The following is a 23,417-nucleotide window of genomic DNA, read 5'->3' as shown; positions in this document are numbered from 1 at the left end:
TTTAGTCAATTACTCTTGACTAATTGCCCATAATTAATAATTACTTTTTGTTAGCAAGCAGCTTTTGGTCTGCATCTTCCATTTCTAAAAGTTCTGGAATAGTCACAAAGCGATAGCCTTGCTTTCTGAAGTTGCTAATAATTTCTGGTAAAGCTTGTACAGTTTTGGAACGATTACCACCACCATCATGCATTAGCACAATACCGCCAGGCTTTGAATCTTTAATCACGTTATCGATCAACTTTGGTACAGCTGGCAACTTATAGTCTATGGAGTCCGCTGACCACATGACCACGGCATATTTTTTACCTTTAGCATAAGCAGCTAATCCATTGTGCAGGTTGCCACCTGGCGGTCGGAAGAGATTTGTTTTAGCACCTGTAATTTGATAAATTAGGTCTGTTGTGCGGTCAATTTCAAAAGCTGCTGCTTGTGGATTAAAGGAATGATACCAGTGATGCCAAGTATGGTTGGCAATGACGTGACCTTGAGAGACAATCTGCTTTCCTAAGTCTGGATAATTTTTTAGGTTTTGCCCAACGACAAAAAACGTCCCTTTAATATTATTTGATTTTAGAATATCTAGCACTTGCGCTGTGGTCTGAGGCCAAGGCCCATCATCAAAGGTAAGAGCAATTACTTTCTCCGCCTTAGTGAGTTTTGCCGCTTTAACTATTGCCCCTTGAAAACGTGATGGTAGAGCGTAGGATAGTCCTTTTGTTTGTGCTTCTTGCTGCCAACTTGTAAGCATCGTCGCCTTTAATTTCTCAATGCGCTGCTGAGTTCCTATGTTTGCACTTACATCCTTCACATTTATATTTTGTTGGCTCTGAGCCTCTGAAGGATTTGGCCTTAGAAGCATCATGAAAGCAAGGCTAAAAACACCACATAAAGCAAGCAGTGCAATTAATATTCCTTCTGGCCACAGAAACGACTTATTGTTTTCCACCTCATAGCTCCTTCAAAGATCGAACCATCAACCACGGTTATGACGGTACGTTATAGCACATTTTTTTAGATATCTTTAGATACCAGCTGCTTTCTGCTAATCCTGACAATTGGAATTGGACTAATAGAAATTTGCAATCAGAAAAACAGACTATACGGCTTTAACTGAAATCTAGATGCTCTAGATTTGGAAAAACGCTTATATAGTACTTGGTACTGTTGAATGTCAACCATTCATAAAAGGCAAGGTCTGCAATTCCACATTCTTACCGCTAGCTCTAAGAAGGAGCACAATCAGATAATTAATTACACCCCAAAACCCTTTTAATTACTGTCTTTAACTTCACCGCTAAGGCAGTATTATCCTTTCAAGTTTTATAGCTTTACAAATAAGATGTAGCTCAACTATCGCGCCCGACAATTTGAACTTTTCGCTAGCTGAGGTTTTTATAGCAAGACTTTCTGACAGGAAAGTTGTATAATTTACAGCTTAGTAAATTATTTGGTTAGCATACAAAATTACTTAAAAGGGATGGTGTATCTTTCAAAAAAGAGTCTAATAAACTATTAGTTCTATTCTTGATAAGATATATCTTACTGCCTGCTGCCATTGCTTCTTTTTTAAGAAAAAGTTAAATTTTTAACTGGCAGAATCTTGCCTTGTATTTTCTATGAAATAAACAGACGAAAATTGATTCAATATAGTTTCTCATTGCCAAGGGGCATGTATTCGTTAATCTAGATACTTTTAACTCATTCAGCAAAAATAATTTTATCGGCAGTTCAACTCTATTTTTGATGCTGGTACTTAAGCTTCAATTGCTAGTAGGTTCTTCTTGATGTAAAGGAGATTGATATATTATTAATAGTACAATCTAATATATAATGTCACCGTATAATTACGTAAATCACTTACATTGTTTATAATCTAGTTGTTAAAATTGCGCTCATGTAGTATACATCTATACTAAACACTATACTTTATCTTTATTATGAAGGATTTTTTACTAATTACACTTGCTCAAGCTATATTTGTGTATATAAAAATACATTAAATAACCTTAAAACCAACGTAATATTACTTAATAATATAGACCCAAGCAGGTTTCCAGGTAATTGCTGGATATGAGCCTTTTATGGGCAGATTTTTTGCTCACACAACATATGAAAAAACATATTTTTATTCGTTCGCTAAAAGTAGATAAACTACTCTACTGGAATAATGGAATAAACATCTTAGTGTTCAGTGAAAATGAAGCATATATTTCAAGACATTCAGGAAGCTTTTTTTGCAACTCAACGACCAATTTTCTGCTCCAACAAAAAACCGACTGGCTGTACCGCTCTAACAATCTGGAACTAATTTTTTAGCAGGAGGAAGCAAAACTGAAAATTATTTAATAACTTGCCTTATAATTGCAGCAATTAGAATTATGATTTTTAATCATCTATCCAAAAATCCTAATTATTTAGCTTATATTGCCTTAGGCAGGTGATAGTTTATTTACAGCACTTTTGCTTATCTTTGGTAGATGCGCTAACTGTATTATTTAATATCTGTATGGGTTTATGCAGAACCCATGTTGTTTATCAGTATACCTTTTGAGTCAAAATAATCAAGGTATTTGTCCCACTTCTTAAACTGGCTAGAAAGTTTTATGGTTCCTCACGAAAGTGATGCAAAAGAAGAGCGTGCGTCGTTAAAAGTATGGCGTAGTTGGCAAGAAAATCTGATTTTAATTGCGATCGCATTGTGTTTGGCGTTCCTGATCCGGACTTTTATTGCCGAACCCCGCTATATACCTTCTGATTCGATGTTGCCCACCTTGCATACAGGCGATCGCTTGGTGGTGGAAAAAATATCCTACCATTTTCACCCTCCCATAACTGGGGATATTATTGTTTTTCAACCACCCGCAGAACTACAACGTCGGGGATATCCTAAAGACCAAGCCTTCATCAAGCGGGTTATTGGCCAGCCTGGTGAGGTAATTAGTGTTGCTTCTGGCAAAGTCTACCTTAACGGTCAACCCTTGGCAGAAGACTACATCGCTGAACCACCAAATCAGCCATATCAACCAGTGAAAGTCCCAGAAGACGAATTTTTTGTCATGGGAGATAACCGCAACGATAGTAATGACTCTCGTTATTGGGGCTTTTTACCCAGAAAAAATGTCATCGGTCGGGCAACGTTTCGCTTTTGGCCTCTCGACCGCATTGGGTTCATTTAAAAAGTTAGGAATCATTCAATTTTAGATTTTAGACTTTTCCTTCAATCCAAAATTCAAAATCTAAAATTTGCTGAGTTGGGAGTTATTTTAAAACTTCTAACTTAAAACCTTAAATAATACATCAGTTGGGCGATCGCATCACCAGTTAATTCCAACCGCCGTTGGAAATCAGCCAGGTTACGGTAAGGCCCGGCTGATTGCCGATTTTGCACCACTGCTTGCGCCAAAGACAAATCTATAAATGGAATTTGTGCTAACTTTTCAACTGTTGCTGTGTTTGGGTTAACTATATGCGTAGGACTTTCTAGAGATTCGTGGTCATAATAAATAAAATTCAGCAGAGGCTTTAATGGCTCCAGACGCGGCGCTGGTATAGCCAAAGCCGCAGCAATATCTTCAATACAGTAAAATTTAACACCAGAACGCGAAAGTTCTACAAGCGATCGCGCTTGGTGAATTGACAAACCTGGTAGGCGTAACCAATCATCTACAGTGGCTTGATTAGCATCAATGCGGATACCTAATTTTGCTGCTATCTGAATTTCTTCTCCAGATTGTAGGCGATAGTAAGGATCATTGAGGAGTTTGGCGCGGAGTTTTTGCAGTCTGGGGTTCAAAGGTAGCCAGTTATTCATGGTTGTCACTTACCTCAAGAAATCTGGTCTAGCAATTGGCGGCGCTTTTGCTCAAACTCATACTCTGAAATCAGTCCATCCTGGCGCAGAGCATCTAATTCACGCAAAGCGTCAGCCATCGCTCCTACCTGATTACTCACCTTTTGTGAGTTTCTTGTCGTTGACTTGCCTAGATTAAAATTACGATCAAAAGCTTCTTCGTCTTGGGCTAAATACCAAACTCCCTCAATGGCACTAGCTACCTTGGGGATAGGTGTCCAGGAAAGCAACACATACAAAACACCCCATAACGGCTGTCCCAGATAGAATTTATGTAATCCTGAAATTGTCAGCGTGCCAGAAAAAGCTAAAACAGCAGCAACACTTCGACTTTTGCGCTTAGTCAACATATTTTTAATAAATATACCAATACCACAGTTCCTACAATCAGAGAGTCATCTACTCTGCCTTCCCCTTCAGACTTTTAGCTGGGAAGCCCCACACACAATTTAGTCTTTGAATAAATTTGAGTAAGTTTCACATGACTGTGCATTGAGCTTTGATGCTAATTTTAAGTTTTTAACAGCTTTATTACTACTATGTCACAGACCTTCCTACCGCCAAAATGGCTTGAACAGCTTTGTGATCCTTACGCTGTATTAGGAATTTCTGTGATTGCTGATGATCGTCAGATTTTTAAACGCTATCACACTTTAGCGAAGCTGCTACATCCCGATCGCTATAGCAAAAGCTGCAATCCAGACCAAGAATTAGCAACGGCAATATTTAGCCGTTTAATCAATCCAGCTTATGAACAACTGAAACATCGACATAAGCGCTTGATTGCGATCGCTATGCTGCGATCGGACGCAAGAGTTTTAGAGCAAAAAGCTTTGTCTTCTCAAAGTGCTATAGCTCAGGAAATTATGGAAATGTCTACACCCCAAGCAGAATTGTTTTACGAAGAAGCGATCGCCTGCTATGCAGAAGCACAGTACAAATCACTAGCTCAGTTTTATCAGGTAACGCAACAAATTAGTATACTGAATTTAGTTTACTTACGGTTGCATAAACCAGACCTGTTCCTACCGCAAAAAGCTGTTCGCATCATCCCTGAGGTAGAAGTTAAGCCAGTTAAATTGACATTATCTGAACAAACTGATATCAAACCAGTTTTAACAAACTATGCTCAACGTCACTACCAGCGAGCTATTGAGTACGTCAGGCTAGCTAAATGGGCCCTCGCCGTGCAAGAACTGCGCGATGCCATCAAGTTAGAGCCAAATAACAGCGACTATTATGCCTTATTAGGTTCGGTACATTTCCAACAGAAATTTCTAGGGATGGCAAGGGTTTACATCTGTCAAGCATTAAAACTGAACCCGCAAAATTCATTAGCTTTGAAATATGCTCCCAAACTGAAAATTCAACCGGGTGAAAATACCAATCCTAAATCAATGGCTAAAGCTATGAGTATTGCGGCTTTATTAAGTCGGTTTACAAAAAGGAAAGGTTCTCAAGTCAAGTGTTGAAATTTCGGTAACAAACCGTACTAAAACCGAAGCTTCGTCACTAGATTACTCACCTAGACTAAAATAATAAATAGAAGTAAAACTATTAAGCTGCTGAGTCTGGACACTCAGTTTAATATAAGCAATATGGGATTCTTCGATTCTGAGATAGTTCAGCAAGAAGCAAAACAGCTGTTTGAGGATTATCAAGCGCTAATCAAGCTTGGTAACAACTACGGCAAATTTGACCGCGATGGCAAAAAGCTGTTTATTGAGCAAATGGAAGCCATGATGGATCGTTATCGCATCTTTATGAAGCGCTTCGAGCTATCAGAAGATTTCATGGCACAAATGACAGTAGAACAACTGAAAACGCAATTAGGTCAGTTCGGTGTCACCCCGCAACAAATGTTTGACCAAATGCACCTTACTTTAGAACGGATGAAAGCCGAGCTAGAAAAACAGGCCTAGTCAATTTTAGATTTTGGATTAATTGCCAATCCAAAATCCAAAATTCAAAATTATTGTGACTTGGGCCGAGAAAACTGGGAAGGTGGCTTGAAGTTTTCTACTGGTACATTCTTCAGTGCCTTTTCCATAAAATCTTTCCAGATGGGAGCAACCATACCGCCACCCGTAGCACGGCTAGCTAATTGTCTATTGTCGTCCCTGCCTACCCAAACAGCAGTGGTTAACTGTGGCACAGTGCCAACATACCAGATATCCTTTTCTGAGGAAGTTGTACCTGTCTTACCAGCACTCGGACGAGGTATAGCAGCACCTTTACCTGTACCATTAGTAACTACCGTTCGCATCACATCGATAATGGCTGCTGATGCCCAAGGGTCTAGAACTAGCTGAGGTTTAGGGGTATTATCTAGTAACACATTACCACTACTATCGGTGACACGGGCAATTACAGTTGGTGGAGATTGCCAGCCATAATTGGCAAAGGTAGCATAGGCACTAGCCATTTCTAGCGGAGTAACACCAATAGCACCCAGAGGTAGCGAGGTAACAGGTTCCATCGGACTCATGATGCCCAAGGTACGGCAAGTTTCGATCACTCTATTCATGCCAATAGCCTTACCAATCTTAATCACCGGAATATTGCGCGATTGGGCTAAAGCTGTGCGGATTGGCATCGGGCCGCTAAATCCCCCATCATAATTTCTGGGAAAGTACCGACCATTACCATCTTGATAACTAACTGGAGAATCTACTACCGTTGAGTCTGGCCCATATTTACCAGTAGCAAAAGCAGCATAGTAGACAAACGGTTTAAAAGAAGATCCAGGCTGCCGTTGAGATTGAGTTGCACGATTGAATTCACTGGTCTTAGGATCTACGCCACCCACCAATGCTTTAATAAAATGCGTGCGCGGATCAATTGCCACCAAGGCGATTTGATTCTTAGATAATCCCTGCCCAAGGAGTGATTTATGCCACTTACCGACAGTTTCCTCTGCCATAATTTGGAAGTTGGCATCAACTGTAGTTTGCACCCGCATCCCACCTTTGAGTAGTGTCTCACGCCCAAACTTTTTAGCCAACTCCTGCGCTACTGTATTGGTTATATAAGGTAGGGCACTACCTTGAAAGGATTTGATTCTACCAAGTTTGATTTCTTGCTTGAGGGCACTGTCGTACTCTGACTGGTTGATCCAGTTTAATTCCAGCATCCGTCCCAGCACTTCTTTTTGTTTCTGTTTTGCTAGCTTCATACTCGCAAACGGGCTGAATTCTTCTGGTGCTTGGATTAAACCCGCCATCATTGCTGACTCACCCAAGCTTAAATATTCTGCTGATTTATTAAAGTAACTGCGGGCTGCCGTTTGTACACCATAATTGTTATGACCCCAATAAACTTGATTGAGGTACATTTCTAAAATTTGGTCTTTAGTGAGAATTTGCTCTAACCGAATTGCTAGCACCCCCTCCGCTAACTTGCGGGTAAAGGCACGCTTGCGAGACAAAAATAGGTTTTTTACCAATTGCATAGTAACAGTAGAGCCACCCTCTTTGACTCCACCTGCTACAGCGTTAACTACTACAGCACGTCCAACACCAGTGGGATTAATCCCGTGGTGATCGTAGAAGTGACTATCTTCACTGGCTAATACTGCCCGTTTTAAATTCGGGGAAATTCTATCCAGGGGCACGACTTCCCGGTTGGCTTCCCCGTGGATACTGGTTAAAAGCTTACCTTTAACGTCATAGATGTAAGTTGTTTCTGAGGGAAAGAAGTTACGTAGCTGTCTTACATCTGGCAAATTACGGAAACTAATGGCTAAACCAACCAGTCCTCCGGCTACAATGGAACTTGCCAACATGGTGATTGAGAGGAGAGTACCGCCAGTTACCTGACCGACTCCTTTCAAAAACTCAAAACCGGATGAAGCCCGACGTTGTGGCTGTTTATCTTCAAAAGTCCTAGAAGACGACACGGCGATTTCACTTCCTCACTTATAAATTTAACTGTAATTGATTGGACGAAGCAAGGCGGTTAATTTTTTGCAATTATAGTAGTTTGGCAGATGAGAAAGCGGATAAATTGCAAGTGTTTATAACCAACTTAACTTCTAGTGTGCAAAACATAGCTAACAGTGGATTTTCTAGTATGACGCAAGATTTTGCTTGGCTGCGTCGTGGTGTGGTAGAAGTTTTCCCACAACCAGCTGATGTTAACAGTGATAGTCTAGAAAAGCGCTTGGTAAGCACAAACCAACCTTTAAGGGTCAAATTGGGGATTGATCCTACAGGTACTGATATTCATCTTGGTCATAGCATACCAGTACGGAAACTGCGAGCGTTTCAAGATGCAGGCCATATAGCAGTTCTGATTATTGGCGATTTTACAGCACGCATTGGCGATCCAACAGGTAAATCTGAAGTGCGTCGTCAGCTTACAGAAGCAGATGTAGCTCAAAATGCTCAGACTTATCTTGACCAAGTACGCCCTATTTTGGATTTTGACACACCAGGAAGATTAGAGGTGCGTTATAACTCTGAATGGCTCTCTGGGCTAAACTTAGAGAAAATTCTGGAGTTACTCTCCACGATGACGGTGGGGCAGATGTTGGCGAAAGAAGGATTTGCCGATCGCTATAGAAAAGAGAATCCAATTTTTATCCATGAGTTCCTGTACCCGTTAATGCAAGGTTTTGATTCCGTTGCCGTTGAGGCAGATGTGGAATTGGGAGGGACTGATCAAAAATTTAACATTGCTGTGGGCAGAGATTTGCAGCGCCATTTTGGTCAAGAGCCACAGTTTGGGATGCTGTTGCCAATTTTGATTGGCACGGATGGTGTGCAAAAAATGTCCAAGTCTTTAGGTAATTATATTGGGTTATCAGAACATCCGGGGCAAAAATATCAGAAGTTACAAGGAGTTGCCGATCATCTGCTGGAGCAGTATTTTGAACTGTTGACAGATTTACCTTTGGATAGTCTGCCAGAAAATCCCCGCGATCGCCAGACACTTTTAGCATGGGAAATTGTCAAACAGTACCACGGTGAACAAGCAGCGCAAGAGGCTAAAGAAGCTGCCCAAAGCGGTGGAAAGGAAGGTGCAGTTCCCGAATTTTCTCTAGCTGAGGTATCGCAGTTTCCTACTAAGTTAGCGTATATTCTCAATGTCACTGGTTTATGCAAAAGTACAGGGGAAGGAAAGCGGAAAATTCAAGAAGGTGGCGTGCGCTTAGATGGCGATCGCATTGCCGATATTGATACTACTTTTGCTGATCCTGCTGAGTTACAAGGTAAGGTTTTACAAGTTGGGAAAAATAAGTTTGTGCGTTTAGTTCCTTAAATGGGGAATAGGGAGTGGGGAATGGGGAATGGTGAACAGGCAGAACAACGAGTTATTGTGGCTTTGGATGTGCCGGATGAGCAAAGTGCGATCGCTCTTATAGATCAACTCCCGCAAGTTAGTTTCTGGAAGGTTGGTTTAGAGTTGTTTACTAGTACTGGCCCGAAAATTTTAGAAGAACTAAAGTCTCGGCAAAAGCGCATTTTCTTAGATTTAAAGTTTGATGATATCCCCAATACCGTTGCTGGTGCTTGCCGGAGTGCAGCTAGATACGGAGTGGATTTACTTACAATTCATGCTACTGCTGGTAGAGATGCCCTGAAAGCCGCAACTGAGGCGGCACAGGAAGGGGCTGCAAAAGCAGGTGTACAACCACCAAAGTTAATTGCTATTACCCTGCTAACAAGCATTTCTGCTAGGCAGTTGGCATTTGATTTAAAAATACCTCTGGAATTGCCAGAATATGCTTTAGAAATGGCCCTGCTGGCTCAAGAATGTGGTCTGGATGGGGTAGTTTGTTCGCCTCAAGAGGTGGCACAGTTGCGACAAACTTGTGGAAATGACTTTTTGCTTGTTTGTCCAGGGGTTAGACCAACTTGGGCAGATAAAGGTGATCAAAAGCGATCGCTCACCCCAGCACAAGCCATTAAAGCAGGCGCAGATTACCTAGTAATTGGGCGTCCCATCACCGCTGCTATTGAGCCTGAGTTAGCCTGGAAAAGGATTTCTGAGGAGTTAACCACGGTGGCATGAAGCTAAGAGTCAGTGAAAATCTGGGGGATAGTGTGCAGGGTGTAGGGGAGAACAATCTTGCCTCTTCGCTCAAGAAGAAAAATTATAGTTGGCTTTTAGCTTGTGGCTTCTGGGTTTTAGTATCAAATAGCCTTGCTTACCCAGCGTTCTCGACAAACTTCACCCCTCAACCCTCTGCCCTAGCAGAAAGGGAAAATGTGAACACTGGGGCGAGGTCTTTGTGTTCTGAGCAAAATTTAGAAACATTAACTATACAGCTACTTCAAGATTTATCTAGTTACACCAATCGCGCTAGTCAACGCGCCCGCCGCCTCAGCAGAAGCAGTGATGTTTACAGTTATATGCTAGTGGCAGGAAGACCTGAATTTACTCCTCTGCCCCTTAATCTTGAAGAATATAGTACAGATGCGCCTAAAAGCTCTGCATCAGGAGTTGAGCAAGTTTTCTTTACTACTTTAGAGCGCCAGTACATAGGAAAGAAAGTTGTAGAATTGCAGCAATTCCACTGGCTATTGTTGACTAAAACTAAAAGTGGTTGGCAACTAGTGATGATGTTTTCTCAAACTGGTTCCCATTCAGCACAGCAGCCACTATCTCCGCCACGCGATAGTAGTAACGGTACTGTTGCCCAAGGAGTTAAAACTTGGTTACGCGATTGTCAAGCTGGAAGTGTACGACGGTTGCGTGCTGTAAATCTGGGAGACAAAATTGAACCGTTAATATCAAAGTAGAACAGCTATGAATCGAACAAAAATGTCTCGCCTTTAAGATATTTGCTACAGAAGCTTTCACTAACGTAGGGTACAGTTTTTAATAAGTAATCGTGTTCATTTGGCTGCGGCGCTAAAAAAGCAAATCGGTATCTCGATACAACGCATTAAGCCACATGAGTTGTATGTTGTTGCCAGATGCGATCGCTGGATTCCGCGATCAGATAATGGATACGGAGAAGAAATAAAGCTTGCTCATCATATTCTCCAGATGTAGCAAAATTTTGATTATTCCGAGTTTCAACGCGAAACGTCACATTTTCGCTATGACCTAAAAATACCAATTCAGCAGCATTGACATTATTGTAGTGAGCTAGCACAGTTAGAGCGAGGCAATTCCAATCGATTTTTCTCCCCATCAATTTCCGAATTAGATACTTATTTCAAACGAAATAAATGTACATCATCCAACTAGCTTGTATCAGTGGAATTGCGCCTATATCTATGGGAGGATTTTGATGAAAAATAGCTGATAAACAGCGAAAAAAAGCAGACATTATTTAAAAATCAAGGCAGGCTTGAATTTAAGCGTTGTGACTCCCGTTTTTTGGCGATAACATGGAAATAAGTTTATTTCATGCTTCTCAAACCGCGTTTGGCGTCAGTTTTTTATGGAGATTCAATTAATCAACATCGGCTTTGGTAACATCGTGTCTGCCAACCGAGTAGTTGCCATTGTCAGTCCAGAGTCTGCCCCGATTAAGCGGATTATTACCGATGCACGGGACAGGGGTCAATTGATTGATGCAACCTACGGTCGTCGGACTAGGGCTGTAATTATCACCGATTCCAGCCACGTAATTCTGTCCGCTATTCAGCCTGAAACGGTAGCAAATCGCTTTGTAATTTCCCGCGATCATCAAACTGTAGATAATTGATTAGGAGTGGATTAATAATCTCATTTCTATTTGCACCATATCGGCAGTACCATGTGAATTAGACAAGTTTTCTGTCACCCTTGCTACAAATTCTTTAGTCACTAGTGGACTTGGCCAGGAACACAAGACTAATGAATAATATCTATTGATTGATTCACAGGTTGAAGGGATGATGCCAGTTTTACCCATCCAGAGTATTGCTACTACCGAAGAATGCTTACATTTAGGCAGGTTGATTGTTTTAACTGGCCCCAGTGGGGTCGGTAAAGGCACTTTAATGCGATCGCTCCTAGAGCGTCATCCAGAACTTTATTATTCCGTATCCGTGACTACGCGCTCTCCTCGTCCAGGGGAAATCGATGGCAAAAATTACTACTTTATCAGCCGCACTAAGTTTGAACAATTAGTTGCTGAAGGTGAATTTTTGGAATGGGCAGAATTTGCTGGTAACTATTATGGCACTCCCCGTGAAGCTGTGCTTAACCAAATTCATTTTGGCAAGTTGGTGGTCCTAGAAATTGAGTTAGAAGGAGCAAGACAAATTCGTACTTCCTTTCCCAGTGCCTTCAGCATTTTTATTTTACCGCCTTCTTTTGATGAATTGGAGAAACGGATACGCTCTCGCGCCCAAGACTCTGAAGAAGCGATCGCCCGTCGTTTACTCCGGGCCCAAGAAGAAATTCAAGCCGCAGATGAATTTGATATTCAAATCGTTAATGACGATTTTGAAACTGCTTTAAACGACATTGAAACGGTTTTGTTTAAATAAGCTAAGAGTTAAGAATTAAAAGTTAGAAGTTATAAATTTTAACTCCTAACTCTTAACTCCTGTACAGACGCGATTAATCGCGTCTAACTCCTCATTTCAAAATTAACCAAATAAACCTTGAATTAATCCCAAATTACTAGTCAAAAAGTAAGCAACTACTGCACCACCAATACCACCAATTAAGAAAGAACTGGCAAAATTGTTCCAGCTTTCTTTAGAGTTAAAAGCATCTACCGGAGGGTTAGGTACGGTAACGCTAGGAAGTGCTTTTGGTGGATTGCTATTAGAATACAGAGATAGACAAGCGGTGAGCAAAACAACCAAGCCGATGGCTGCTAGTAAACCAGCTAAGTTCGCATTATCTGTATCTCGCAGTGGGCCCAATTTGGCAAAGGGGCCAAATAGCAAGTAACCATGAGCCATGCCAACTTCTAAACCGCGTCTGGCAGGAGACAGACCTGGGCGATAGGCAGGTAAGTTATTAATGAACCACTTGACCAAGGGAGAAGCATTTACTGGGGTTTCTAGATTGCCCAGTTGCGGATCGCGGAATGCGGGAAAAACAACTTCACGATTTCTGGGATCGCTGGGGAGATTTTTTGATGCATCTACTGCTTGCGCCATATTCTTATGTTCGCCTCTAAATTAAAATGGTGGCATTTTTATATTAATAATAATTGTAGCTAAAGATGGTTTTTGGCTAGGAAGTTTAGAAAAATTAATTTAGCTAGTTTTCAAGCTGTGAAACTCGCGATCTGTAAACAGGATCACGAGTTTCAAAAAACTATTTTTGCTGCCTATTTTGCTGATAATTCTGCCTAAATTAAGCTGAATACATCAACTACACAATATTAAGCAAAAAACAAGACATTTCACTGTCCTAAATCTCATTCTCCACTTATGGTAGTGGGTGGAAAAGTAGATCGGGGAAAAAGCGGTTGAACTCAATCAAGATACCTGCTGTGATTGTCAGCCATAGGGTTGTTGCGACTGGTGCTGTGGAAATAAACTTGATCAAATAGGATGATTGGTCGCTTTTGTCTGCCATGAATTTAGTCTCCAAAACAAATGAATTAGTTAAGCTGATTTAACGTGGAGAAATGGGGATTTCTGTATCCTTGGCTGTTAATTTTCCAGAGAGTAATTCTTGGACTGCTGCTAGTGGCCAAGTAAACCCTGTAGCCATGATGGGTAGTGCCAAACCAAGATCGATTTGGATTTCTTTTTGTTCAGTGTTTGCGTCTTTTTTGATCGCTTGCAGATAGGCACGACCTACCCAGCCAATCCAACCAGCAATATATAGAAACAGAATGCTAGGGATCAAGAAGTCACCAGCACGATCTAGACGACCATCAACAATCAAGTGGGGATAGCCCTCAGGGCCGCACAGCGCCTGAGAATAACGCTCAAACCGCTTTTTCCCTGATTGGGGATCAGCGGTGGTATTACGGGCATTAGCTGCTAGCTCTTGAAAAGCGGGATTGTCCTTGCACGGTGTCAAATTAGCCCCTAAAGCTTGTGCTGGGGGGGCAAAATTGAACCAAAGACTAATCGCTAACATCAAAGCAAACAATCGTCGCATAGAGTTGTTTCCTTTTATTACAAAACAAGAAGTTCTTTGTACAAAACGAAGCGGCTTGTACAGTTGTTTATTTGCATAACTAGGAAGTCATCATACTCTTGGGTGGGAACCGAGTAAAGTTTAAGTAAATAAAAGTTAAAGCTTCTCAACCAAATCTTTATCGGGTGCTAAGTGGTGAGTAACGAGTCCTAAGTATAAGAATTGTTGTTGTAGGGTAGTAAAGAAGCAAGATTTTGTCTCTACTACTCAAAACTCAGCACTTAGCACCCTCAATGGCAACCGTTTTAGCAATAGAAACTAGCTGTGATGAAACTGCCGTCGCAATTGTTAACAATCGTAAAGTTTGCAGCAGTATTGTAGCCTCACAAATTTCAGTCCATCAGCAGTATGGTGGGGTAGTACCAGAAGTAGCATCTCGCCAGCACTTGGAAACAATCAATGAAGGGATCGCTCAAGCCCTAGAGCAAGCTCAACTAGACTGGGAGAATATTGACGCGATTGCCGCCACTTGTGCCCCTGGACTCGTAGGAGCGCTGTTGGTGGGGTTGACTGCTGCCAAAACCCTGGCGATGGTACATAACAAACCATTTTTGGGAGTTCATCACCTTGAAGGTCACATTTACGCAACTTATTTGAGCGAACCAAGTTTAAATCCCCCTTTCTTGAGTTTATTAGTTTCTGGCGGACATACAAGCTTGATTTATGCCAAGGGTTGTGGTATGTACGAAACTTTGGGGCAAACTCGTGATGATGCTGCGGGTGAAGCCTTTGATAAAGTGGCGCGATTGTTAAAGTTGGGTTATCCGGGTGGCCCAGTGATTGACAAGCTGGCACAAGAAGGTAATGCCCAAGCCTTTGCCCTACCAGAAGGAAAAGTTTCTCTACCTGGTGGGGGGTTCCATCGTTATGATACGAGCTTTAGTGGGTTAAAAACGGCTGTATTACGTTTAGTGCAGCAGTTAGAGAAAGATGGTGGACAAGCGCCAGTGGCAGATTTAGCAGCTAGCTTTCAGGAAACCGTAGCGCGATCGCTAACCAAAAGAGTGATCGCCTGTGCCCTAGACTATGGTCTAGACACAATTGCTGTTGGTGGCGGTGTAGCAGCTAATAGCGGCTTGAGAAAAAACCTCCAAGCCGCCGCCGTTGAACATAACCTACGCGTCCTATTCCCACCTCTAAAATTCTGTACCGATAACGCCGCCATGATCGGCTGTGCCGCCGCTGACCATCTATCCTGTGGTCATACATCCCCTCTCACACTGGGCGTTGAGTCTAGGTTAGCTCTTACCCAGGTGATGAAGTTGTATCAGCCTGAGTCGTAAGGGGCAATGACCAATGATTAATGACTAATGACTATCGACCGGATGTGATCAGCCACTGCATCCGGCTGTTCCAACATAGCTAGGTGTCCGCAATCAGGAATTTCCAAAACATTGTCACCACAATATTGGAACAGTCTGTGAAAGCTAGCTAAATGGCGCACATACTTGGGTTCCATAACCTTATCTTCGGCACCAGCCAAAAAATAAACAGGCTGCTTCAGTTGGGATACTAGCTCAGGTAAACGATTGATTTCTTCCTCAGTAGTGGAGTCTAAAAGACTTCCCAGAGCAGCTTCTGGGTCAGCTACAACGAAATCAATCAGTCGCTGACGTGCCCAATAGCGGTCTAAAGGACGTGCCACACTGGCTCTGGTAAACAGCAAATCAATCAAAGGCACTTGGGACAGCCAACGTGGGCGGACTTGCAAAAATTTTTGACCTGCCGAGCGAAACTGCTCAAAAGCTTCTTTGAGGTAAATACCACCGCCAGCGTTAATACAGATAACTCCCTTAACACACTCAGGTATTTGATCTGCTCCCCAAAGAGCGATTGTGCCTCCCAAAGAGTGACCAATTAGCCAAGCACTAGTAATATTCAGCTGTTTCAGGAGAATTGCTAAATCCTGAGCATAGGCAACAGGAGTATAAAGAGAATCGATTGGTGAGCCAAGCGCACTACTGGAGATGGGCGTAAGACTTAGAGACGTTTGTGCTCGACTAAAATCGGTTTTTACCTGGGATTGGGATTCACCAAAACCCCGCAAATCATAGGACAGGCACTGCAAATCATCTGATAGGCGGGAAATCACAGGTTGCCAATATCCACGGCTATTGAGCCAACCGTGGATAAATACTAAAGCATGGGGGCAGGAAGTGGGAGCCGTTAGCTCGTATGCGTGTGGAACGCCCAAGATTTCGATAGTTGCCATACTTATATCGTACCCCTAAGGGTGGGTGCGACTAAATACGGAGTGCGAAGAGTTAGAAGTTATGAGTAAGGAGTTATTAATTTTTAATTACGAATTACGTTAGCGACGCAGGAGCGTCATTACGAATTATTTAACTCATCACTCCTCACTTTTATCATTTACCCAGCAACCTCTGTCGCACCCCTTCGGCAATTTTGTGACCCAGATATTCAGGAATGAGACTTTCATTCGGCCCCAACAAGTAGAGAATTAGCCGTGTACGTCCACGCCAAACCAGTAAATTGGCATTGACTACCAGAAGGTCTTCTTGCCAGATGGCGTACATCACTTTGTAGAATAATCCTGGTTGATTATCGGCTTCAATTACTAGGGCAGGGAGATGAAAGACCGGATCAACATAGAACTCAGTTTGTACCTGCTCTAAGCCAGTGTCAAGATTGAACTCTACTGCCAGCATCTCTTCTACCTCAAACCGACCTCCTAAAGCCTCACGAATGGCGCGACAGACATTTTCTGCGGTTTTCTCGGTTAAGGCTTTACTACCACGAGACACCAACAGTTTGATAAAAACTAACATCGGCGGACGGATCTGACCGTATAGACTCAGACCGTGAATAGTCAACCCATAAGCTGCTAGTACACCAAAAATATCGCTGAGGAGAAAAGACTGGTTACGGTAAGCAAAATGCAGGGCACTTTTGCTACCTTCCGGTTTCAGTTCAATAACAGCACGTCTAGTTTTATAAAGACGGTAGGCTAGCCGCAAATTTTGCAGTTGAATTTCACTGCTGACGAATTGCTCATAAAACTGGGGAAACGCTCGGTTAAAGCGCTTTAGGAGTTCCAGTGTCGAAGATTTTAAACCAGAAGCCATTGTTAAGGGTAAGACTCGCTTGCTTTCGTCACCTGGGGACTGGGTGTTAGGGGCTGGGTGTCGGGGATTGGGGACTAGGGAAGAATTTTCCCAAATAATCCCTTGTATACAATTCACTCCTAAGTTAACGTGCATTTAAGCTCTATACGAGCAATTGCCACGATTAGGTTTTTCCATTTTGAATTTTGAATGCGTGAATTTTGAATTGTTTATATTCTTCCCTTTTGGTGAATTTCTCCTAGCCTTTACAACAAAATGCTAAAGTTGAAAATGATTGGTGTGAAACACGCTCTAATTGGCTGTTACCATTGCAAATCCCGAAAACAACCGAAAAACTTTGAGTGTAAGGGGTAGTAAATGGGGGTAGTTATGTTATACGTGAATCAACACTCCTGAGAGTGGAAACCAATTCAGTTATACTACCCGAACCACGTCGGCATGGGTTTTTGGAAAACTTGGTTTAGCACTCCTGAATCTGTAGGGACAACTAGGACAAACTCCTTTGAAGAGCATACAGCGGAAACTGCGGGCAACTCCAGCCTCGGTAGCATTGGCGAAGCTTCTCCAAAGGAAGCTCGCATCGTCTTCAGTACGGAGCGAGACATTGACCTGTATGAGCTAGAAGAACTCTGTGATGCAGTTGGTTGGTCGCGTCGTCCTCTAAGAAAAGTGAAAAAAGCTATTGAGCATAGTTTTCTTGTCGCCTCAATGTGGCAGGTGAGAGGAAACCAAAAGCGGCTCATTGGTTTTGCCCGCGCTACCTCAGATCACGCGTTTAATGCCACTATTTGGGATGTGGTGGTTCACCCAGACTTTCAAAGTCAAGGACTGGGAAAGGCACTGATGAAATACGTTCTCAAAAAACTTAGGAGTGAAGAAATTAGTAATGTCACTCTCTTCGCCGACCCCCATGTTGTAGATTTCTACCGAACTATGGGGTTTATGGCTGATCCAGAAGGCATTAAAGGCATGTTCTGGTATCCTCACTAGCGCTCAATCAAAATAAAACCCGATTTGCACAATAAAATCAGGTAATATAGTCAAAATATATTATTTTGATCTGGTTTTGCTTTTTTTCTGCCGACGAAAGCGCAAGTATATATCTTGTAAAACTAAGTCGGCAAAAAACCTTTATCGTAACAATGTAATTTATCGTGTCTTTGGCAAAGGATAAAATAAATTAGGCATTAGCCGTCTGATGTGATATAGTTACCTTAATACTTTTTGTAAAGCGCGATCGCTTTGATGGTAAATTAAAACCAAACCACAAAAAGTAGATAAGTCTAAACGGGATGTAGCGCAGCTTGGTAGCGCGCCTGCTTTGGGAGCAGGATGCCGCAGGTTCAAATCCTGTCATCCCGATTTAAGTAATTAATATAGTTAACAGTGAAGGCAGATTGACTAAGTTTCTTAAGATGTGCAATTAAATTGCACATTCTTACTTACCGATAAGAACAAATTTTCTGTTACATTATTTGATTTGCTGTTGAAGTTTAACAGGCAAATTTCGCCTTTAAGCAGTCAGTTATTCCTGAAACGGAGCTTTGTATAGATTTGAGAAGATATTAAAGCAAGCGCAGATGGAACGATTGATTAAGTAATAGCGTCACCCGATATTAGAGAAAGCGGATAAAATGGTGGTTATCATCTCCAAGGTTGAGAGACATAGAGAGTTTTCACTGTTTGAGAAGACATATAATAGGCATCTACAGCATTTTGTGGTGAATAGCGTAGCGAAATCGAGAAAAACACAACTTTAGCACAGTCGATTTGTCAAAACTATAACTATAGCAACCCTAAATAGTTGCGGAATATTGAATTTTGACCGTTGACAGTTAACATTCAACCTCAACGCGCACAATGAATTTTTCACAACTGAAATAGATTGCTATATAACTAAAGCTAGTTGGTGCTGTGCAAATCCAACCATTTGTTTAATTTAATTGGACTATTGATGCGAGGAGCAGTCATGAAATCATTTATTCGCTTGGGCGCAACATTGGGTATAGCTGGCAGTGTATTTTTAACGGGGCTTTCAGGAATAGGAAATCTACCAGGAATAGGCAATCTAGAAGCGATCGCGTTGCCACAAGATCAGGTAGTGAAAAAGCTCCAAGAAGTACCTGTATTCACGCTCACCAATCCCAAAGGCGAATTTGTAGTTCTTTCGAGGAACAACGAATCTAAGCCAATCTCTCAAGTGGGATTTTTTATTAGCAAGCAAGATGCTCAAAAATTCCTTGACAATCGGCTCAAGAAAGAAAACCCCCAGTTGGCAAGCACTCTACAGGTAAGACCTTTGTCCTTGGCAGACTACTATAAAATAGTCCAAGAAAGCAAAAAGAAATCAGACTCTGTAATTTATACTTTAGTACCAACCCAACAGCAAGTAGCTTCAGCAACAAGTATGCTGAATGAAAATGGTAAAAAAGGGCAGCAATTTAATGGTATTCCCTTATTTGTACCCAAATTTAAGAAAGATAATAGCTATCTGACCATTCCCGTTGCCAAAGGCAACGAGCGGTACATCCCTTTCTTTTTTGAGAAAGAGCAAGCAGTGGCTCTATTAGACGAATTCAAAAAAGCCGTGCCAAAGGAAGCAGCCAACACTGAAATTCAGGTGGTAGATTTGTACGGTGTTATGGAGGCTCTTAATAGCAGTAGCGACCCTAGTATAAATAAAATTGTTCTGTATCCATCGCGGGAGTCCATCAATTTTATTCGCTCGCTTGCGCCCAATCAATCTCCAGCTGCCAAGCCTGCTGCTGCGCCCGCTGCTCCGAAAAAATAACGGTTATGCACTCCAAGGTTGAGGCATGGGGGAGAAACATCTGATAGTTTCTGGTTTACAACTATGGCAGTGGCGCAATGCAGCTCACCAAGCAGCGATCGCCACTGATGTCCCGCCTGCCGAGGTAGATTGGCTGCTCCTAGAAGTTTCTGGGTTAGACCGCTTGGCACTGCGTTTGGAGTCCTTTAAAAACTGGCCTCAAATTCAGCTGCAATTGCCGCTAGAAGAGTTAGACAAGCTCTGGCAGAGACGATTAAATGACCGCTTCCCAGTGCAGTATATTGCGGGAGTTACACCTTGGCGCAACTTTCAAATCGCGGTGTCAAGTGCGGTTTTGATTCCCAGACCAGAGACAGAAAGCTTAATTGATTTAGCTTTAGCATCTGCTAGCAATGCTTCAGGACACTGGGCTGATTTAGGCACTGGGAGTGGAGCGATCGCTTTGGGACTAGCAGATGTTTTGCCAAAAGCAACAATTCATGCAGTTGATTACAGTTTAGAAGCTCTGGCGATCGCACGAACCAACGCCCATAATTTGGGTTTTGCTAACCGGATTAAATTTTATCAAGGTTCCTGGTGGGAGCCACTGACATTCTTAAAAGGTCAGTTCAGTGGTATGGTGTCAAACCCCCCTTACATACCCACCAGTACCTTACCTACCCTGCAACCAGAAGTAGTTAACCATGAACCACATCTAGCTTTGGATGGTGGCACTGATGGCTTAGATTGCATTCGCCATTTGATAGAAATTTCTCCCAGCTATTTGCAGCCTGGTGGCGTGTGGTTAATTGAGATGATGGCAGGACAGGCGGATGCAGTGCAAGAACTTTTGCAAAATCAAGGTAGCTATTGTAAAATTCAAATTCACGCTGATTTAGCTGGAATTGAACGCTTTGCCCTTGCTTATAAAAGTTAGGAATTATGAGTTGTAAGTTATGAGTTATTAGAAAGAAGATACAAAAAATTACTTACTCTTCACTCCTAACTGTTAACTCTATAAAAATGACACAAGTTTCTTTAACAAATCTAATAGCTGGCGCACGCGCTGGTGTTTTGGTCAGCTTTCCCACAGATACTGTTCCGGCACTTGCAGCTATACCAGAAAAAGCAGCATTAATTTTTGCGGCGAAGCAACGCAGTCAAGACAAACCCTTGATTTTGATGGCTGCTAGTGCTGAAGATTTGTGGCTGTATGTTAAAGGTAGTGAGAACGAGTATAAAGTTTGGCAAGAACTAGCAGATAAATATTGGCCAGGAGGGCTGACATTAGTTTTACCAGCTTCAGATCGTGTGCCAAAATTTATGAACCCCATCGACCCGACAACAATTGGCATTCGAGTACCAAACAGTGCGATCGCACAAACTATTTTGGCGCAAACAGGCCCTCTTGCTACTACTAGCGCCAATTTTTCTGGTCAACCGCCTTTGCAAACGATGGCAGAAATTGAGGTTCAGTTTCCCAAGGTTCTAACTCTAGCAACGACAGAATACCAGGGTGAAATGTCGGGAATGGGTGTACCTTCCACTGTTGCTAAATGGACAGGAACAAATTGGCAGATTTTGCGGCAAGGTGCGATAAAGTTAGATATTTCGAGTGATAACCAAATATAGGTAGTTATAATGTTGTTTTCCTGATTTTAACAACAGAGAAATCTGGAATTTTAGTTTGCGCTGTTGTGGTCAATTAACAAGTTAATAATTGCCAGATTATGAATTGGAGCAACTGGATATATCTAGGAGCAGGAATAGCACTAGGTATGGTTTTCCGTCAGTTATTTGCGCGATGGCTACGCCCGCCGCAGGCATCGTCAAATGTTTCATCTAGCTCATCTCCAGTAGCGCCATTAGATCAAGAAGATATGCCACCAATATCGCAACAGCTACAGCAAACGCAGCTGGCATACCAAATGGCAAGAGAAATGAGCCAGTTTAAAGCTGGTTTTTTGGCGCGGACTACCCATGAATTGCGATCGCCCCTCAATGGTTTGATTGGCTTACATCAGTTAATTTTGTCGGATCTATGTGAAGATCCAGCTGAAGAACGAGAATTTATTGCCCAAGCTCATGAGCGAACACTGAAACTGCTCAAGCTGATGGATGAACTTCTTACCGTTGCTAGAACGGAACATGGTACCAATAAATTAGATATTCAGCCCAGACCGTTAGCCCAAGTTTTAGAAGAGGTTCATAATTTAACTTATATGCTGGCGGCAAATCGCAATTTTCCCTTGCAATTGTTACCCGCCGATCCAGAAATTTATGTTTTGGCAGATTACCTCTGGCTCCGCCAAATATTGATAAGTTTAATAGACACTGCCATTACTCAAATGGAGGAAGGCAGTATCTGTATTTCCAGCAGCATCCAACCTACAAATAATTTTGTCAATATTTGGTTGGATGTACCAACCCATGCCATACCCTGGAGCGAGCCGATTAATTTGATGAAATCTGAAGATCAGCCGACCCAGGTTGATCAAGGAAACGCTGCTCTTTCCCCAGGAATGAGGTTATTGATCAATCAGACTTTAGTGGAAGTTATGGGAGGAAAGTTAGAAATTATGCCCTCGACCATTACGAAGGAAACGCCTCAGCAGGTTACCAGACTAAAAATCTCTATCCCCCTAGTGATTCCTGAAGCTGAACTTCTGTAGCAGAAACAAAAGCAGGGTTAACTAGGTTGTGTAGCACCATCGTAGTGGTGGTGTTGGGTTGAAAACCAATCTTTTCGTAGAAACCCTGCTGGTGAGTAGTCATCAGGTAAACGCGCTCAACCCACCGCATGCGGGGATGACTCAAAACGGTTTCTACTAACTTGCTTCCCAGCCCACTACTTTGATACTCTGGATGAATCACAACATCCCAAATTGTGGCGCGATATATGCCATCAGATGTTGCTCTAGCAAAGCCAATAAGTCGATCGTGATCGTAGACGGAAATTACTGGTTCACTGTTGGCAATGGCTATACCTAAATCCTCAATACTGCGTCCCTTTGCCCAGAAAGCTGAAACGTTTAACAGCTCTTGAAGTTGATAAAGGTCAATTTCAGACTTGCGTTCGCCTTTGGCGCAACGGATCTGTTCGCTAAATTGAATCTGAGATTCGTTCATGTATGGCATCCACTTTTGGCAATATCTTTGTATCGTTAAGTCATATTTTGCTAGAAATTGCTGTACGTGTACATATATATGCAACGAGAAAGAAAGTTTAATGGCAAACCCACTTCCATAGAGGATGAGTTGGCCCCTGCTGACGTATCCGATAAACTTGTTTTTCTAAACGTTGTTTTTCCTGTTGTGGTAGTCCGAGTAGAATATTCCGACTTTGCCAAACTAAAACAGCAGCAGTCATCCCAATACAAAATGCTAAACCGAAGGTAGACAGTGGATGATAGAAAAGTCCATATCGCACCGCTACCCAGGTAAAATATTGTTGCCACAGAGAAATTTCTGCACGTAGACCCCACAAGCTAACAGGTGCAATGGTGAGCCATAAACAGCCCACAAAAAGCCATCTGCCATATGTTGTCAACTTGTGTAATCTTTGTACTTGTTGAGCAAAGGATGGGTCAGTTATTGACGAGTGTTCGGATTGATCCATAGGCTATGGGAAGGTAGGGGATGAGGAAGATGTAGC

General features: G+C 42.2%; 26 protein-coding genes and 1 tRNA gene. 15 read left to right on the top strand and 12 right to left on the bottom strand.

The window, feature by feature from the left end:
- Positions 1 to 40: 40 nt before the first annotated feature.
- The gene (locus F8R90_RS11580) at positions 41 to 949 is read right to left on the bottom strand and encodes a polysaccharide deacetylase family protein (RefSeq protein WP_196510850.1); all 909 of its coding nucleotides are present in this window, start codon (positions 947 to 949) and stop codon (positions 41 to 43) included.
- A gap of 1,657 nt (positions 950 to 2,606) precedes the next feature.
- On the opposite strand from F8R90_RS11580, the gene lepB reads away from it, so the two are divergent.
- Positions 2,607 to 3,179 (top strand): signal peptidase I, encoded by a 573-nt coding sequence (lepB, locus tag F8R90_RS11575; RefSeq protein WP_190892856.1) that lies wholly within the window; start codon positions 2,607 to 2,609, stop codon positions 3,177 to 3,179.
- 101 nt (positions 3,180 to 3,280) lie between these two features.
- Here lepB and F8R90_RS11570 read toward each other — a convergent pair whose 3' ends face one another.
- Both F8R90_RS11570 and F8R90_RS11565 read right to left on the bottom strand, forming a co-directional pair.
- Complete coding sequence (locus F8R90_RS11570; protein WP_196510849.1) at positions 3,281 to 3,814, bottom strand: helix-hairpin-helix domain-containing protein; 534 nt, start codon at positions 3,812 to 3,814, stop codon at positions 3,281 to 3,283.
- Between the two features lie 14 nt (positions 3,815 to 3,828).
- Positions 3,829 to 4,203: an NINE protein gene (locus F8R90_RS11565; protein ID WP_196510848.1), complete on the bottom strand. Its 375-nt coding sequence runs from the start codon at positions 4,201 to 4,203 to the stop codon at positions 3,829 to 3,831.
- Between the two features lie 189 nt (positions 4,204 to 4,392).
- Between F8R90_RS11565 and F8R90_RS11560 the strand changes: the two genes are divergently transcribed.
- Together F8R90_RS11560 and F8R90_RS11555 are read left to right on the top strand one after the other, a co-directional pair.
- A complete protein-coding gene (locus tag F8R90_RS11560; RefSeq protein WP_196510847.1) occupies positions 4,393 to 5,325 on the top strand; it encodes a J domain-containing protein in 933 nt (310 codons plus the stop codon).
- Between the two features lie 126 nt (positions 5,326 to 5,451).
- Positions 5,452 to 5,775, top strand: a complete 324-nt coding sequence (locus tag F8R90_RS11555; protein WP_012410226.1) for a DUF1825 family protein — start codon at positions 5,452 to 5,454, stop codon at positions 5,773 to 5,775.
- Between the two features lie 50 nt (positions 5,776 to 5,825).
- On the opposite strand, the gene F8R90_RS11550 is transcribed toward F8R90_RS11555, so the two are convergent.
- Positions 5,826 to 7,751, bottom strand: coding sequence for a transglycosylase domain-containing protein (locus tag F8R90_RS11550; RefSeq protein ID WP_196510846.1), 1,926 nt, complete (start codon positions 7,749 to 7,751; stop codon positions 5,826 to 5,828).
- Positions 7,752 to 7,924: 173 nt separating this feature from the next.
- On the opposite strand from F8R90_RS11550, the gene tyrS reads away from it, so the two are divergent.
- The 3 genes from tyrS to F8R90_RS11535 are packed head-to-tail and all read left to right on the top strand — an operon-like array spanning position 7,925 to position 10,599.
- Positions 7,925 to 9,115 carry a tyrosine--tRNA ligase gene (gene tyrS / locus F8R90_RS11545; RefSeq protein ID WP_196510845.1) on the top strand — a complete coding sequence of 397 codons (1,191 nt, stop codon included), beginning with the start codon at positions 7,925 to 7,927 and terminating at the stop codon, positions 9,113 to 9,115.
- Between the two features lie 21 nt (positions 9,116 to 9,136).
- Complete coding sequence (pyrF, locus tag F8R90_RS11540) at positions 9,137 to 9,868, top strand: orotidine-5'-phosphate decarboxylase (RefSeq protein ID WP_196510844.1); 732 nt, start codon at positions 9,137 to 9,139, stop codon at positions 9,866 to 9,868.
- The gene (locus tag F8R90_RS11535) at positions 9,865 to 10,599 is read left to right on the top strand and encodes a hypothetical protein (protein ID WP_230966256.1); all 735 of its coding nucleotides are present in this window, start codon (positions 9,865 to 9,867) and stop codon (positions 10,597 to 10,599) included. The genes pyrF and F8R90_RS11535 overlap by 4 nt, the downstream gene beginning before the upstream one ends.
- A 146-nt stretch (positions 10,600 to 10,745) precedes the next feature.
- Here the strand turns inward: F8R90_RS11535 and F8R90_RS11530 are convergent, their stop codons facing one another.
- Positions 10,746 to 10,997 (bottom strand): hypothetical protein, encoded by a 252-nt coding sequence (locus F8R90_RS11530; RefSeq protein WP_196510843.1) that lies wholly within the window; start codon positions 10,995 to 10,997, stop codon positions 10,746 to 10,748.
- Between the two features lie 252 nt (positions 10,998 to 11,249).
- Between F8R90_RS11530 and remA the strand changes: the two genes are divergently transcribed.
- Positions 11,250 to 11,516, top strand: coding sequence for an extracellular matrix/biofilm regulator RemA (remA, locus tag F8R90_RS11525; protein WP_012410221.1), 267 nt, complete (start codon positions 11,250 to 11,252; stop codon positions 11,514 to 11,516).
- A gap of 169 nt (positions 11,517 to 11,685) precedes the next feature.
- A complete protein-coding gene (gene gmk / locus F8R90_RS11520) occupies positions 11,686 to 12,285 on the top strand; it encodes a guanylate kinase (protein ID WP_196510881.1) in 600 nt (199 codons plus the stop codon).
- Positions 12,286 to 12,387: 102 nt separating this feature from the next.
- Here gmk and F8R90_RS11515 read toward each other — a convergent pair whose 3' ends face one another.
- From F8R90_RS11515 to F8R90_RS11505, 3 genes are all read right to left on the bottom strand, one after another.
- Positions 12,388 to 12,909 (bottom strand): photosystem I reaction center protein subunit XI, encoded by a 522-nt coding sequence (locus F8R90_RS11515; protein ID WP_190892846.1) that lies wholly within the window; start codon positions 12,907 to 12,909, stop codon positions 12,388 to 12,390.
- 274 nt (positions 12,910 to 13,183) lie between these two features.
- Entirely contained in the window at positions 13,184 to 13,333 is a 150-nt protein-coding gene (psaJ, locus tag F8R90_RS11510; RefSeq protein WP_190892844.1) for a photosystem I reaction center subunit IX, read from the bottom strand.
- 39 nt (positions 13,334 to 13,372) lie between these two features.
- Positions 13,373 to 13,867, bottom strand: a complete 495-nt coding sequence (locus F8R90_RS11505) for a Photosystem I reaction center subunit III (protein ID WP_190892841.1) — start codon at positions 13,865 to 13,867, stop codon at positions 13,373 to 13,375.
- Between the two features lie 272 nt (positions 13,868 to 14,139).
- On the opposite strand from F8R90_RS11505, the gene tsaD reads away from it, so the two are divergent.
- Entirely contained in the window at positions 14,140 to 15,189 is a 1,050-nt protein-coding gene (gene tsaD, locus F8R90_RS11500; protein WP_196510842.1) for a tRNA (adenosine(37)-N6)-threonylcarbamoyltransferase complex transferase subunit TsaD, read from the top strand.
- 17 nt (positions 15,190 to 15,206) lie between these two features.
- Here tsaD and F8R90_RS11495 read toward each other — a convergent pair whose 3' ends face one another.
- Positions 15,207 to 16,118 (bottom strand): alpha/beta fold hydrolase, encoded by a 912-nt coding sequence (locus tag F8R90_RS11495; protein WP_196510841.1) that lies wholly within the window; start codon positions 16,116 to 16,118, stop codon positions 15,207 to 15,209.
- A gap of 154 nt (positions 16,119 to 16,272) precedes the next feature.
- Positions 16,273 to 16,992 carry a hypothetical protein gene (locus tag F8R90_RS11490; protein ID WP_012410214.1) on the bottom strand — a complete coding sequence of 240 codons (720 nt, stop codon included), beginning with the start codon at positions 16,990 to 16,992 and terminating at the stop codon, positions 16,273 to 16,275.
- Positions 16,993 to 17,430: 438 nt separating this feature from the next.
- On the opposite strand from F8R90_RS11490, the gene F8R90_RS11485 reads away from it, so the two are divergent.
- The 6 genes from F8R90_RS11485 to F8R90_RS11460 all read left to right on the top strand — a co-directional run bounded on the left by F8R90_RS11485 (position 17,431) and on the right by F8R90_RS11460 (position 22,434).
- On the top strand, positions 17,431 to 17,982 hold the full coding sequence (locus F8R90_RS11485; protein ID WP_190892834.1) for a GNAT family N-acetyltransferase: 552 nt from the start codon (positions 17,431 to 17,433) through the stop codon (positions 17,980 to 17,982).
- A 298-nt stretch (positions 17,983 to 18,280) separates the two neighbouring features.
- Positions 18,281 to 18,354: transfer RNA gene (locus F8R90_RS11480), tRNA-Pro, on the top strand.
- Positions 18,355 to 18,961: 607 nt separating this feature from the next.
- Positions 18,962 to 19,783, top strand: a complete 822-nt coding sequence (locus F8R90_RS11475) for a Tic22 family protein (protein WP_190892832.1) — start codon at positions 18,962 to 18,964, stop codon at positions 19,781 to 19,783.
- Positions 19,784 to 19,808: 25 nt separating this feature from the next.
- Positions 19,809 to 20,699: a peptide chain release factor N(5)-glutamine methyltransferase gene (gene prmC, locus F8R90_RS11470; protein ID WP_196510840.1), complete on the top strand. Its 891-nt coding sequence runs from the start codon at positions 19,809 to 19,811 to the stop codon at positions 20,697 to 20,699.
- 86 nt (positions 20,700 to 20,785) lie between these two features.
- Positions 20,786 to 21,394 carry an L-threonylcarbamoyladenylate synthase gene (locus tag F8R90_RS11465; RefSeq protein ID WP_190892826.1) on the top strand — a complete coding sequence of 203 codons (609 nt, stop codon included), beginning with the start codon at positions 20,786 to 20,788 and terminating at the stop codon, positions 21,392 to 21,394.
- Between the two features lie 98 nt (positions 21,395 to 21,492).
- Entirely contained in the window at positions 21,493 to 22,434 is a 942-nt protein-coding gene (locus F8R90_RS11460) for a sensor histidine kinase (protein ID WP_196510839.1), read from the top strand.
- On the opposite strand, the gene F8R90_RS11455 is transcribed toward F8R90_RS11460, so the two are convergent.
- Positions 22,397 to 22,891, bottom strand: coding sequence for a GNAT family N-acetyltransferase (locus F8R90_RS11455; RefSeq protein ID WP_196510838.1), 495 nt, complete (start codon positions 22,889 to 22,891; stop codon positions 22,397 to 22,399). The genes F8R90_RS11460 and F8R90_RS11455 overlap by 38 nt on opposite strands.
- A gap of 97 nt (positions 22,892 to 22,988) precedes the next feature.
- Entirely contained in the window at positions 22,989 to 23,381 is a 393-nt protein-coding gene (locus F8R90_RS11450; RefSeq protein WP_196510837.1) for a hypothetical protein, read from the bottom strand.
- Positions 23,382 to 23,417 lie beyond the last annotated feature (36 nt).

It is taken from the genome of Nostoc sp. NZL (genome assembly GCF_015714705.1).
In the GTDB taxonomy this organism is placed as follows: Bacteria; Cyanobacteriota; Cyanobacteriia; order Cyanobacteriales; family Nostocaceae; genus Nostoc; species Nostoc foliaceum_A.
Note: the sequence above shows the minus strand (reverse complement) of the source record. Positions and strands in the feature narration are given on the sequence as shown.